Source organism: Nocardioides conyzicola, from assembly GCF_039543825.1.
In the GTDB taxonomy this organism is placed as follows: Bacteria; Actinomycetota; Actinomycetes; order Propionibacteriales; family Nocardioidaceae; genus Nocardioides; species Nocardioides conyzicola.
The window spans coordinates 442,500-454,681 of sequence record NZ_BAABKM010000002.1 but is presented as its reverse complement, the minus strand read 5'-3'; the positions used below and the strand labels follow the sequence as shown (position 1 = coordinate 454,681).

The 12,182-nt window shown below is 71.1% G+C and carries 10 protein-coding genes and 2 tRNA genes; 8 read left to right on the top strand and 4 right to left on the bottom strand.

Annotated elements, in window-relative coordinates; all coding sequences use genetic code 11:
• Nucleotides 1-11 precede the first annotated feature (11 nt).
• The gene (locus ABEA34_RS05145) at nt 12-164 is read left to right on the top strand and encodes a hypothetical protein (protein ID WP_345519919.1); all 153 of its coding nucleotides are present in this window, start codon (nt 12-14) and stop codon (nt 162-164) included.
• A 52-nt stretch (nt 165-216) separates the two neighbouring features.
• Here ABEA34_RS05145 and ABEA34_RS05140 read toward each other — a convergent pair.
• A tRNA-His gene (locus tag ABEA34_RS05140) sits at nt 217-292 on the bottom strand.
• A gap of 40 nt (nt 293-332) precedes the next feature.
• On the bottom strand, nt 333-989 hold the full coding sequence (gene orn / locus ABEA34_RS05135) for an oligoribonuclease (protein WP_345519917.1): 657 nt from the start codon (nt 987-989) through the stop codon (nt 333-335).
• Nucleotides 990-1,061: 72 nt separating this feature from the next.
• Between orn and ABEA34_RS05130 the strand changes: the two genes are divergently transcribed.
• The 4 genes from ABEA34_RS05130 to ABEA34_RS05115 all read left to right on the top strand — a co-directional run bounded on the left by ABEA34_RS05130 (nt 1,062) and on the right by ABEA34_RS05115 (nt 4,089).
• Nucleotides 1,062-1,535: a MauE/DoxX family redox-associated membrane protein gene (locus ABEA34_RS05130; protein WP_345519915.1), complete on the top strand. Its 474-nt coding sequence runs from the start codon at nt 1,062-1,064 to the stop codon at nt 1,533-1,535.
• A complete protein-coding gene (locus ABEA34_RS05125; RefSeq protein WP_345519913.1) occupies nt 1,535-2,281 on the top strand; it encodes a DsbA family protein in 747 nt (248 codons plus the stop codon). Before ABEA34_RS05130 ends, ABEA34_RS05125 begins: the two co-directional genes overlap by 1 nt.
• 24 nt (nt 2,282-2,305) lie before the next feature.
• Nucleotides 2,306-3,328, top strand: coding sequence for an adenosine deaminase (locus ABEA34_RS05120; RefSeq protein ID WP_345519911.1), 1,023 nt, complete (start codon nt 2,306-2,308; stop codon nt 3,326-3,328).
• A 104-nt stretch (nt 3,329-3,432) separates the two neighbouring features.
• Nucleotides 3,433-4,089, top strand: a complete 657-nt coding sequence (locus ABEA34_RS05115; RefSeq protein ID WP_345519909.1) for a response regulator transcription factor — start codon at nt 3,433-3,435, stop codon at nt 4,087-4,089.
• Nucleotides 4,090-4,093: 4 nt separating this feature from the next.
• Here ABEA34_RS05115 and ABEA34_RS05110 read toward each other — a convergent pair whose 3' ends face one another.
• Both ABEA34_RS05110 and ABEA34_RS05105 read right to left on the bottom strand, forming a co-directional pair.
• Entirely contained in the window at nt 4,094-6,505 is a 2,412-nt protein-coding gene (locus tag ABEA34_RS05110) for an SCO7613 C-terminal domain-containing membrane protein (RefSeq protein WP_345519907.1), read from the bottom strand.
• Between the two features lie 53 nt (nt 6,506-6,558).
• A tRNA-Arg gene (locus ABEA34_RS05105) sits at nt 6,559-6,635 on the bottom strand.
• A gap of 345 nt (nt 6,636-6,980) precedes the next feature.
• Between ABEA34_RS05105 and ABEA34_RS05100 the strand changes: the two genes are divergently transcribed.
• The 3 genes from ABEA34_RS05100 (at nt 6,981) to ABEA34_RS05090 (ending at nt 12,155) form a co-directional block, all read left to right on the top strand.
• The gene (locus tag ABEA34_RS05100) at nt 6,981-7,829 is read left to right on the top strand and encodes a polysaccharide pyruvyl transferase family protein (RefSeq protein WP_345522759.1); all 849 of its coding nucleotides are present in this window, start codon (nt 6,981-6,983) and stop codon (nt 7,827-7,829) included.
• A gap of 38 nt (nt 7,830-7,867) precedes the next feature.
• A complete protein-coding gene (locus ABEA34_RS05095) occupies nt 7,868-8,170 on the top strand; it encodes a hypothetical protein (protein WP_345519905.1) in 303 nt (100 codons plus the stop codon).
• Nucleotides 8,171-8,276: 106 nt separating this feature from the next.
• Nucleotides 8,277-12,155, top strand: a complete 3,879-nt coding sequence (locus ABEA34_RS05090; RefSeq protein ID WP_345519903.1) for a UPF0182 family protein — start codon at nt 8,277-8,279, stop codon at nt 12,153-12,155.
• Nucleotides 12,156-12,182 lie beyond the last annotated feature (27 nt).

Sequence of the window (12,182 nt, the reverse complement as noted above, 5' to 3'; positions counted from 1 at the left end):
ACCGACCAGACATGTCCGCTATCCGCAATCGCCGCTCGCTCCTCCTCGTCGTGCTCGGCATCCTCGTCGTCCTCGGGGTGATGTTCCTGGTGGGCAGCCTCCTGGGTGACGACACCTCCATCGACCCGCAGAACGGCGACGTCGTCACGTCCTTCGTCCGCTGAGCAGCAGAAAGGCCCTCTGGCTCGCTTCTCGCGAGCCAGAGGGCCTTCAGGCTGGGGTGAGTAACGGGACTCGAACCCGCGACATCCGCCACCACAAGGCGGCGCTCTACCAGCTGAGCTATACCCACCAGGTCGGTCCCGGAGGACCGAGGAGAAAGTGTAGGGGAACTACTCGCCGTTCGTGGAATCGACCTCGGCGGCCGGACTCTCGTCGCCGGTCAGCCCGGTGAGGGCCCCGCCGTGGCGCGCCGCGATGGCGCGGGCGGCCTCGCTCTCCGGGCCCGGAGAGGGCACGAAGACGGCCTCGCGGTAGTAGCGCAGCTCCTCGATGCTCTCCTGGATGTCGGCCAGGGCGCGGTGGTTGCCGCGCTTGGCCGGAGCCTGGAAGTAGGCGCGGGGGAACCACCGCCGCGAGAGCTCCTTGATCGACGAGACGTCGACGATCCGGTAGTGCAGGAAGGTCTCCAGCGTCGGCATGTCGCGGGCCAGGAAGGCCCGGTCGGTCGCGACCGTGTTGCCCGCGAGCGGCGGCCGGCTTCCGTCGGGGCAGTGCTCCTTGATGTAGGCGAGCACCCGCTCCTCCGCCTCCTCGAGGGTGACGCCGTGGTCGAGCTCGCGGGAGAGGCCGGACTTCTCGTGCATGTCGCGCACGAAGTCGTTCATCTGCTCGATCGCCTCGGGAGGCGGCTTCACGATGATGTCGATGCCCTCGCCGAGCACGTTGAGGTCGAAGTCGGTGACCAGGGCCGCGACCTCGATGAGCGCATCGGCGCCGAGGTCGAGCCCGGTCATCTCACAGTCGATCCACACGAGTCGGTCGTTCACGAGACGTCACCTTACGCGGAGGGGCTCGGCACTCTCAGTCCCGACTCAGCCTGGGGCTCTAGGGTCAGGTGCGTGAAGGAATGGGTCGGCCTGCTGCTGCGCCTCGTGGTGGGAGGGGTCTGGATCTTCGCGGCGGCCATCAAGCTGCCGGACCCGGCGCAGAGCGTCGCCGCCGTCCGCGCCTACCAGCTGCTTCCCGGGAGCCTGGTGACGCCGGTCGGCCAGCTGCTCCCCGTCGTCGAGATCGTCGTCGGAGTGATGCTGGTGATCGGCCTGCTGACCCGCGGCGCCGCGGTGATCTCCGCGGTCCTCTTCGTCGCCTTCATCATCGGCATCGCCTCGGTCTGGGCGCGCGGCATCACCATCGACTGCGGCTGCTTCGGCGGCGGTGGCATCGACCCCGATGCGGCCGCCAAGTACCCGTGGGAGATCGCCCGAGACGTCGGCCTGCTGGCCGCGTCCCTCGTCCTCGCCTGGCTGCCGTCCACCAGGCTGTCCCTGGACTCCGTCCTGTTCCGCCGTACGTCCCTGTCCGAAGGATCCTGATGTCGAAGAAGAACCGTGACACCGACCGCGCGGCCCGCGCCGCCGCCGCGCTCGCCGCTCAGGAGCGGGAGGAGCGTCGCCGCCGCAACCTGATGATCGGGGGAGTCGTCGGCGTGATCCTGGTGATCGTGCTGGCCGGCTTCTTCGTGCAGCGCGCCCTCGACACCACCACCGACGTCAACGCGGACGCATCGAGCTCGACCAGCCAGTTCGGCGTCACCATCGGGCCCGACGACGCCCCCAACAAGATCGTGATCTACGAGGACTTCCTCTGCCCCTACTGCGGTCAGCTCGAGGCCGCGTCGCGCAACGACCTGGCCGAGCTCGCCGACGCCGGCAAGGTCCAGGTCGAGTACCGGCCGTTCGACCTGCTCGGCGGGGGCGACGCGTCGAGCTACTCCGTCCGGTCGGCCAGCGCCTTCTCGATCGTCAAGGACAAGTCCACCCCCGAGATCACCAAGAAGTTCCACGACCTCCTCTTCGAGAACCAGCCCGAGGAGACCGCGTCGAGCTTCCCGAAGAGCTCGGAGCTCGCCGACCTCGCCGTCGAGGCCGGGGCGGACGAGTCCGCCGTACGCTCGGCGATCGAGGCCGACCAGGGCGTCGCCTGGGTCACCAAGGCGACCAAGGCCGCCGACGACGCCGGGGTGCAGGGCACTCCGACGGTGCTGCTCAACGGCAAGGTCTTCACGGACTACACGGACATGAAGGACCTGGCCGCCAACCTCGTCGACAAGGTGTCCTGAGCGAGGACCTGCGAAGATCCTCGGATGCTGTCCGACTTCATCGCCCGCCTGCCCAAGGCGGAGCTGCACGTCCACCACGTCGGCTCCGCCTCGCCCCGGATCGTGTCCGAGCTCGCCGAGAGGCACCCCGGCTCGGTGCCGAGCGACCCGGAGGAGCTGCGCCGCTTCTTCGAGTTCCGCGACTTCGGGCACTTCATCGAGGTCTACCTCGCCGTCGTCGGCCTGATCCGGACGCCGGAGGACATCCGCTACCTGACCCACGAGGTCGGTCGCGAGATGGCCACCGAGCAGGGGCTGCGGTACGCCGAGCTCACGTGCACGCCGTACACGTCGGTGCGCCCGGACAGCGACGAGCTGGGCATGCCGATCGAGGCGTACACCGAGGCGATCGAGGACGCGCGGATCGCCGTCGAGCGGGACTTCGGACTGGTGCTGCGCTGGATCTACGACATCCCGGGGGAGTCGGGCCTGCCGGCGGCCGACGCCACGCTGGAGTACGCGCTCAAGCACCGCCCGGACGCGCTGGTCGGCTTCGGCCTCGGTGGGCCCGAGGTCGGGGTGCCGCGGCCGCAGTTCCAGCCGCACTTCGACGCCGCCCGCGCTGCGGGGCTGCACAGCGTCCCGCACGCCGGCGAGACGACCGGCCCGGAGACCGTCTGGCACGCCCTGCGCCTGCTCGGCGCCGAGCGGATCGGCCACGGCACGTCGTCGGCCCAGGACCCGGCGCTGCTGGCCCACCTCGCCGAGACCGGCGTGCCGCTGGAGGTCTGCCCGTCGTCCAACATCGCGACCCGGGCGGTCGCGCGGCTCGAGGAGCACCCGATCCGGGCCTTCCGCGACGCCGGCGTCACCATCACGGTGAACTCGGACGACCCGCCGATGTTCAACACGACGCTCAACCGCGAGTACGAGATCGCGGCCGACCTGCTCGGTCTCGACGAGACCGGGGTCGCCGACCTGGCGCGGACCGCCGTACGGGCCTCGTTCGCCGAGGAGGACGTGAAGTCCCGGATCCTCGGGGAGATCGACGAGTACGCCGGGAAATGATTGTGGCCCCGCGAGCTCATACCAAGCGGGGCCATGTCCTTTGTATCGTCCTGCGTGGGCCGATCCGGGGATTGGCGCGCGTGTCTGGGCACTAGTCTTGCGACATGCCGTCAGGACCGATCCGTATCGCAGTCGTCAACGACTACGAGATCGTGGTCGCTGGTGTCGCCGCCATGCTCTCGCCGTACCGCGAACGCGTCCGTGTGGTGGAGCTCGACTCCAGCCTGCCCGTGATCAGTGACGTCGACGTGATCCTCTACGACACGTTCGCGGCGGTGCAGGGCGATGGCGTCGACCTCGACGACCTGGTGCGCGGCGGGAACGCTCGCGTGGTGATCTTCTCGTGGAACGTCGACGACGAGCTGGTCCGCAAGGCGATCGAGCGCGGGGCCACCGGCTACCTGTCCAAGGGATCGGACGCCGAGCAGGTCGTGTCCGGCATCGAGGCGGTGCACCGGGGCGAGACCGTCACGCCCTCCGAGGTCCTGGTGACGGAGCGCGATGCCGCGGGCGAGTGGCCGGGTCGTGAGTTCGGGCTGAGCGCGCGCGAGTCGGAGGTGCTCGCGCTGATCACCCAGGGCCTGAGCAACCAGGAGATCGCCGATCGCACCTACCTGTCGATCAACTCGGTGAAGACCTACATCCGGACGGCGTACCGCAAGGTCGAGGTCACCCGGCGTTCGCAGGCGGTCGCCTGGGGCATGCGGCACGGCTTCGAGCCCGACCGGATGCGCAGCGTCGTGCCCGGCGCCCAGCGCTGACCCGTCACTGGAGCTGGCGCAGGTAGCCCGCTGCGTACCGCACGTCGCGCATCCGGTGCTCCCAGGTGATGCCGACGACCGTGAGCAGGGTGCCGGCGATCCCGATCAGCACCCACTGCGGGACGTCGGCGGCGTACGGCGTCAGCTCGCGCAGCACCAGCAGCAGCCCCGCCGTCGCACCCACGACGATCGGCGCGCTCCAGCGGAGCCGGGCACCGAGCAGCACGAGGACGAGGCAGCCGGCGCCGAGCAGCACCGCGCGCGGCGACACCGGGTCGAGGAGGACCCACAGCAGTGACGGGACCGTCGCCAGGGTCAGGCCCGGTCCGAGAGCCCGAGCGGTCGAGGTCGCCGTCGGGTCGTGGTGGAGGCGCACGAGTCCGAGGACCAGCAGCGCGGCCGCGCTCGGCAGCGTGTAGCCCTCGGGCGCCTGCACCCCGAGGTCGGCGAGCCGGACCCAGGTCGCGGCCGCCAGCAGCACCCCGCCGGGCCAGCCCAGGACCCGTCGACCCGGGTGCACCAGGGCGCTGGCGGTGACCAGGGCGCCGGCGACGGTCAGGTGGACGGCCAGCGAGGTCGGGCCGTCGACCGCCTCGGGCACCGCGACCCCGGCGGCGAGCGCCGCCGTCAGCGCGCCGCCGAGCTCCAGCTCCAGCTGCGGCAGCGCGATGGCGAGCAGGCCGACGACGGCCAGCACGGGCAGAGCACGCCACTCCGTCGCGACGTCGGCGGCCGTGAGCGCCGTCCAGACGAACCCGCCCGCGGCGACCGGCAGCACCAGGCCGCCGGCCTCCCGGGCGCCGGGGAAGGCGCCCCGCCAGCGGACCACGGTCGCGGCCAGCACGACCAGGGCCGCGACCACCGCCGTCAGGGTCGCGCTCGGCAACCCGACCGCGGTCGCGGCGAGGTACGCCGTACCGCCCGCCGCCGCCTCTGCGGACCCGAGCTGGTCGGATCGCCGTACGGCGTCCGCGACCAGGGCCGCGCCCAGGACGGCGAGGGCGGCGGTGACGGTCCAGATCGGGACCGGGTGGAGCGCCAGCGTGCCGACCAGGCTGACCGCCACGACTCCACCGCCGGCGAGGAGACGGGTAACAGATCGCGGCACGAGGGTCAGGACCGCGGCGACCAGGGACGTCGTACCCGCCGCCAGGAGGACGGGCGCTGCGAGCGGGCCGGGGTCGGCGAGCCGCTGGCCGAGCGAGCCCGAGAAGGGCGCGGCGGTGTCGAGCGCGTTGGCGGCGGCCTGAGCGGCGAGGCCGAGGACGGTCGCCGCCACCGGGAGGGCGCCGAGTGCCATCGAGACCCCCGGGACGACCCGCCAGTCCGCGGGGACCAGACGCGTGACCACTGTCCACGAGGCGAGCACCGCCAGACCGGCGACCGCCAGGGTCGTCGCGGTCTCGTCGACGGCCGGCAGCGCGACCGTGACCGTCAGCATCGCGGTGGAGCAGGCGACGAGGCCCCGGACCACCAGGCCCTGGCTGCGGTCGACCGCGAGCGGAAGCAGCGCCAGGAGCGCTGCGGCCAGCAGCGCACAGACGTGACCGTCGAGCCACAGCTCGCTCCACGTCGCGTGGTCGGTGGCCTCCTCGAGGCCACCGACGGCCAGTCCCGCCCACCAGAGTGCGCCGCCGGCGATCGCCGCGACGGGCAGGACGGTGAGATGCAGCGTGCGCCCGGCGGCCGCGAGGACGGCGTACGCCACCACGACCAGGGCCGCGACGAGCTGCCACCGCTCGGTCACGACCAGCAGGCCGGTGCCGAGGCCGGTGAGTGCGAACGCCGCGACGAGCTGCGGTGCCCCGAGGCGGGTGGTCGCGGCGAGCGCCACGGCCGCGGCCAGCACGGCGCCGCTGGTGACGGCGAGCAGGGCGGGGTCGGAGAGATGGCCGAGCCAGCCGGCGTTGTCGGCCCCGATCACGTCGAGCGCCAGCAGGCCCAGGGAGACGGTCGTGAGTGCCTCGCCCGCGACTCGCAGGCCGCGCCTGGCGAGGACGACCCCGAGTTCTCCGCTGACGAGGGTCAGGCCGACGAGGACCGCCGTACGCCCGCCGATGCCGAGCCAGGTCCACGCGACCGCCAGGAAGATGACGGCCGCGACGAGCAGGCACAGGGCGCCGAGCGACAGGAGGATGCGCGGCACCGACGCGCCGCTGAGGCCGCGCGGCTGGCGGGGAGCGGGCGTCTGGGCGGGGTAGGTCGCCCGTTCGACCGGCACCGCTGTGGCAGTCGGCTGCTCCGCGGACGCGACCTGCAACCGGACGAGCAGGTCGTCGGCGGTCGTCAGCGTCTGGAGCAGCTGGGCCGCGAGCGGATGGCCGAGATCGAGTCGGCAGGAGGGGCAGCGGGAGACGGCGACAGGGAGCCGTGCGCTGCACGAGGGACAGGAGAACGGGTCTGCGTACCGGGCCATGGGCTGATTGACCCACGGGCGATCCACCGGACGCCTGAGTACGGCGTACCAGATGGCGCCCCCGGCAGGACTCGAACCTGCGACCTAGAGATTAGAAGGCTCTTGCTCTATCCAGCTGAGCTACAGGGGCCGGGATCGGAAGGCAATCGGACAGACCCTAGGGACGACCGTCGGGGTGGTGCCAACTGAGATCCGACCGCGGTCAGTATGCCTGAGGTCAGTCCTCCGGGGCATACCGGCGGTCGCTCGTCACCTGACCTGACGTCTGGGTGCCGCTAAGGTGCCCGCACCCGATCGGTTCGGAGCTGGGTCGGGCGGCCGCGTGGAAGGAGCGCGTGTGAAGGGACTTTTCCGGTCTTCGACGAGGCGGGTCCGACGCCTCGCCAAGGCGGCGTTCGGCCGCCGGGTCGCCGCACGGCGGCAGCGCCCTGAGCGACTGCGACAGATCGTCGAGCAGTACGAGGTCGGGTCGTTGGTGCTGAACGACGGTCGGGTCCCCGTCCGTTGGTGGGCCGATGCCGACAACTTCGGAGATCTCCTGTCGCCCTGGCTGATCTCCAAGATGACGGGCCGCGAGACCACCTTCTTCGATCGCTCCCGGCCGCACTACGTCGCGGTGGGGTCGATCCTGTACCGGGCGAACCGGCACTCGATCGTGTGGGGAGCAGGTTCCTTCGGCGTCGAGGAGGCAGCACGCCTCGACAGAGAGGCGACCTACACCGCGGTGCGGGGCCCCCTGTCGCGGGCAAGGCTGGTCACGGCCGGGATCGAGTGCCCGGAGGTGTACGGCGACCCCGCGCTCCTGGCGCCGGCGTACTTCGCGCCCGACGTGCCGAAGCAGTACGAGTACGGGATCGTGGCCCGCTGGTTGGAGCGACGGTGGCACGACGCGGAGATCGGGCCAGGGGTCCGGCTGATCCACCTGGAGACCACCGATGTCGAGGGCGTGATCGAGGCCATGCTGTCGTGCCGGCGGATCGTCACCGGATCCCTGCACGGGCTGGTCATCGCAGACGCCTACGGGATCCCCAGTGCCTGGGTGCTGCACCGCACGGCATATGGAGGGATGTTCAAGTTCTTCGACTACTTCGCCACGGTGGACAAGCTGCGCACCGCACAGCGTCTGGACCTGTCCACTCCCGTGACGACGCAACGGTTGCGCGATGAGCTGACGTTCGATGCCCGTCCCATCTCCTTCGACTACCGCGCCCTGCTGGACGCATGCCCCTTCCTCGATCGAGTTCCCGACGAGAGCGGTCGCCGAGGACCGCTCGGTTCGGTGGCCGATCGCTCCCCACGGGGGCAGCATTCGTCAGTCAACTGACGGTTGCGGTTCGCGGGGGAGGTCCCTAGATTTCCGGCATGAATCGACGCACCGTGCTGCGGCTCTTCGTCGCCACCGGCCTGGCCGCCGTAGGTGTCTCCGGGTGCGGTGACTCCGACTCCGACCCGGCTGATCCGCCGGAGAACGAGAACGAGAACGAGCCGGACGAGGACGAGGTCGACGAGAACGAGGGCGGCGAGCCGGACGAGGACGAGAACGAGCCCGACGAGAACGAGCCCGACGAGAACGAGCCCGACGAGAACGAGGACGAGCCCGACGAGAACGAGGGCGACGAGAACGAGGACGAGCCCGACGAGAACGAGGACGGCGACGACAGCTGAGTCGCCCCGGCTCGCCACGGGTCCGAAAGGACCGGTGTGTCCTCCGGATGGTGCATGTTTCTGCGAAAGCGTCGCTCCCCGGCGCTCCTGACGGTACTTTCGCACGGTGGAGGACGAGTTCTCCGTAGCCGAAGCGGCGGAGGCTCTCGGGACCAGCCCGCAGACGGTCCGGACGTTGTTGCGCAAGGGGGAGCTCGGCGGCGAGCGGAAGCCGTGGGGCTCCCGTTTCGTGTGGGTGGTGCCGCGTCAGGCGGTGGACGCGTTCCTGGCCGAGCACGGTCGGCTCGAGGGTCGACGCCGCGCGCCCCGGGAGGTGGTCGTCCGCTCGGAAGCCGTTCCGGAACCGGACCCGGACCCCGCCCCGGAGTCGGCTCCTGAGCTCGTTTCCGACTCGGTTTCCGACCCCGTTTCCGACTCGGTTTCCGACCCGGACCCGACGCCCGTCCACGAGCAGCTTCCGGAGCCGGTCGTCGAGCAGCTCCCGCCGGTCGAGCGCCGGCGACGCCGGTTGCCGTTCTTCCTCCGTGTTCGCGGTCGAGCGACCGTGGTCGTGCTGGTGGTCGGTCTCCCGGCGCTCATCGCCTACCTCTACGCCCGGGTGATCCCGGGTGCGCTGTGGTTCGAGGAGCTCGGCCAGGGCGAGGTCTTCCGCCGGTTGATCGAGGCACGGGTCGACTTCCATCTCCGGGTCATGCTGGTGGCCGCCGCCGTCGTCGCCGTCAACCTGTTCGGCGCCTGTCACGGGACGCGCCTCGTGCGGCGGTTCGCGGGCCGGCTCGCGATCGTCGCGATCTCGCTGGCGCTCGGGAACCTGTTCGCGTCGGCGGCGACCAGCCGGCTATCGACGTACCTCCTCTGGCGCCACCGGCAGTCGTTCGGCGAGGTGGATCCGTTGCACGGCCGTGACGTCAGCTTCTTCGTCTTCTCGCTGCCGTTCTACCTCGACGTCGCGGTGTGGCTCCTGTCGCTGCTCGGGGTCACCTCGGTGATCGTGCTCGTCGTCTACGTGGCGCGGGGGCGCGTCGGGCTCCGGCCGTTGCGGGTGCGGCCCGAGGCGCGGATACACCTCGCCGGCCTGGCCGCGGCCGTCCTCCTGGTCGTGGCGTGGCGCCTGCAGCTCCAGCAGTACGTGCTCGAGCTCGGGCAGCCCTCGTCGAAGGACAGCCACTCGTTCGCCGGCGCCGGCTACGTCGACGTCAACGTCACGATCCCGATCCTGCGTGCGTTGGCCGCCACCGCGCTGGTCCTCGCCGTCCTCTGCCTCCTGGCACCGGTGGTGGCTCGGACCCGGTTCGCCCGTGCCGGTCGGCTGTTCGTGCTCGGCTCCGTCGTCGGGTTCACGGCCCTGGGGGCACTGATCGGGGCCGTCGCACCGATCATCGTGCAGCGCTACGTCGTCGACCCGAACCCGTTGGTCACCGAGAAGCCCTACCTGGCGAGCTCCCTCCGGAGCACCCAGGCCGCCCTGGGGCTCGACGAGATCGACGTCCGGTCCTACGAGCCCGAGGGCACCTTCAACGCCGCCGACTTCGCCGACTCACGGCAGCGCTTCTCCCGGGTGCCGACCTGGGACACCTACATCCTGGGTGCCCGGATGCGTCAGCTCGTCACGGAGCCGCCGTACTTCAGCCCGGACGACCCGCAGATCGACGTCGTGAGGTCGAAGGGCAAGCGACAGCTGACCGCGGTGAGTGCGCGCGAGCTCGACCTCAACAAGGTGCCCAGCGAGGGGGACACCTGGGTCAGCAACCGGCTGTCCTACACGCACGGGCTGGGGCTGATCCGCTTCTCCAGCACCGACGTCGGCGACGACCGGGAGCCGCGCCTCCTCGACTCCGGGCTCGGTGTCACCCAGCCCCGCATCTACTTCGGCAACCTGCCCCGGCTCGCGTCCGACGACGACGCGCCCGAGACACAGGTCCGGCTGCTGAAGCCGACCCTCGACGAGGACGTCGCCGACTCCCAGTGGGTCGTCGCCAACACCCGCCGGCCGGAGGTCGACATCCCCGCGACCCAGGGCGCTGCCGGCAGCTCGACCTACCACTACGACGGCTCTGGCGGCATCAAGCTGTCCAGCTCTGCTCGTCGCGCTGTGTTCGCCCTCGCGCTCGGCAGCAAGGAGCTGCTGCTGTCCGAGGAGATCACGCCCGACTCGCGGCTGCTGCTGCACCGGGACGTGCACGACCGGCTCAAGACCCTCGCACCTTTCATCCACTGGGACTCCGAGGCCATGCCGCTGACCGCGAACGGACACGTCGTCTTCGTCGTCGACGGCTACACCACCAGCACCAGCTATCCCTATGCCCAGAAGGTCGCCCTGGGTCACAGCCAGGTCAACTACGCACGTGCCTCGGTGGTCGCCACGGTCGACGCTTTCGACGGCAAGGTGTCGCTGTACGTGACCGACGACGACGAGCCGGTGCTGCGGGCGTGGCGGGAGATCTTCCCGAGCCTCTTCAAGCCGTTCTCCTCGCTGCCCGACAAGCTGCGCGGCCGGCTGCGCTACCCGGCGGAGCTCTTCAACGCGCAGTCGACGGCGTACGAGCGCTACCACACCACGCGCGCTGACGTCTTCGTCAGCGGGGCCGACACGTGGGCCCGTCCGCTGGCCCTGTCCGGCCCGATCGAGGTCGCGGGCGACGTCGACTTCGACGAGTCCGACGAGGACGACCTGCGGCTCACCATGCCGCCCGTCTACATCTGGATCCCGCCCACGAGTGGCCAAGGGGCCCGGGTGGTGCTGGCGACGTACTACACGCCGAGCCAGGGGCAGAACCTGGTCGGCTCGCTCAACGGATGGATCGACGACGACGGTCAAGCGCGGCTGATCGCACGGGGTCTGCCACGCGACCCGGTCACGCTCGGCCCGGCCCAGGTCAGTCGGCTCGTGTTCGCCACGCCGCGGGTGAGCAACCTGCTGGGCCTGCGCAACCTCGAGATCCGCGACCTCGACAAGTCGTCCATCGACGCCGTGCTGCTCGGCCGTCCTCGGATCATGCTCCTCCGGGGCGGGCTGGTGCAGGTGCAGAACCTCTACGAGGGATCGCGTGGCCCGGGAGCCGCACGGCTGCTCGGGGTCACGGCGTACGTCAACGGACGGGCGGGTCTCGGCCCCGATGTCGAGAGCGCCGTCCGGCAGGCGCTCAACGAGCCGCCGGAGGTCGAGCTCGCCGCCCCGGACGATCCACCGGTCGTGGGGGAGTGGACCGACCTCGACTTCCGGGTCGTCAACGCCCGTCAAGAGGACGTGACGATCACCTCGGCGACCGGGCGGGTCCGGGCGAGGCTGAAGGTGGCGTCGGGCACCGGCTCGGTGCGCTGGCTGCCGACCGAGCCGGGCGAGACGCGCGTCCGGATCTCGGTCGTCGGGCTCGACGGCACCCGCACCTCCGACGTCATCACGGTCGAGGTGCTCGGGCCGGCGCCGCGCCTGCAGCTCCTCGACCTGCCGACGACAGGCGAGGTCGGCAAGCCGGTGCGGGTGCGGTTCGAGGTCGCGAACGGCGTGACCGAGGTCGCCGAGGTCTCGACGCGCGCGGGCATCGTGTTCCAGCGGAAGTACGAGGTGCGCGACGGGCGTGGCGTCGTCGCCTGGGTGCCGGACGCGACCGGGGCCTCGACGCTGGTCGTCCGGGTGCGCGGCACGGAGGGACAGGTCGTGCGCCAGAAGCTCCGCATCGAGGTCGGGCCGAGCACGGCGGTGATGCCGCCGACCGTCACGATCACGAAGGCCCCGCGGAGCGCGACGGTCGGAGAGGCGGCGCGCTTCGATGTCCGCGCCAGCGGTTGCCAGAGCGTGCTCGCGCAGCTCTCCGACGACGACGGGACGGTCCTCCAGGAATGGCGGTTCGCGTGTCCCGCCGACGCCGCCCGAGTTGTCTGGACGCCGGCGGCGCCTGGTGACTTCACCTTCACGGTGATCGCCCGCGGCGGCGGAGCCTCCAGCCAGATGTCGGTCCCCGTGACCGTGCTGGAGCCGGTGTGAGCGGGGCGGAGCCTGGAGCTGCGGTCG

Excerpts from the sequence above, each read along its gene's own strand:
- ABEA34_RS05145 (WP_345519919.1), top strand. The coding sequence starts at position 12 with ATGTCCGCTATCCGCAATCGCCGCTCGCTCCTCCTCGTCGTGCTCGGC.
- ABEA34_RS05125 (WP_345519913.1), top strand. The coding sequence starts at position 1,535 with ATGTCGAAGAAGAACCGTGACACCGACCGCGCGGCCCGCGCCGCCGCC.
- ABEA34_RS05120 (WP_345519911.1), top strand. The coding sequence starts at position 2,306 with ATGCTGTCCGACTTCATCGCCCGCCTGCCCAAGGCGGAGCTGCACGTC.
- ABEA34_RS05115 (WP_345519909.1), top strand. The coding sequence starts at position 3,433 with ATGCCGTCAGGACCGATCCGTATCGCAGTCGTCAACGACTACGAGATC.
- ABEA34_RS05110 (WP_345519907.1), bottom strand. The coding sequence starts at position 6,505 with ATGGCCCGGTACGCAGACCCGTTCTCCTGTCCCTCGTGCAGCGCACGG.
- ABEA34_RS05095 (WP_345519905.1), top strand. The coding sequence starts at position 7,868 with ATGAATCGACGCACCGTGCTGCGGCTCTTCGTCGCCACCGGCCTGGCC.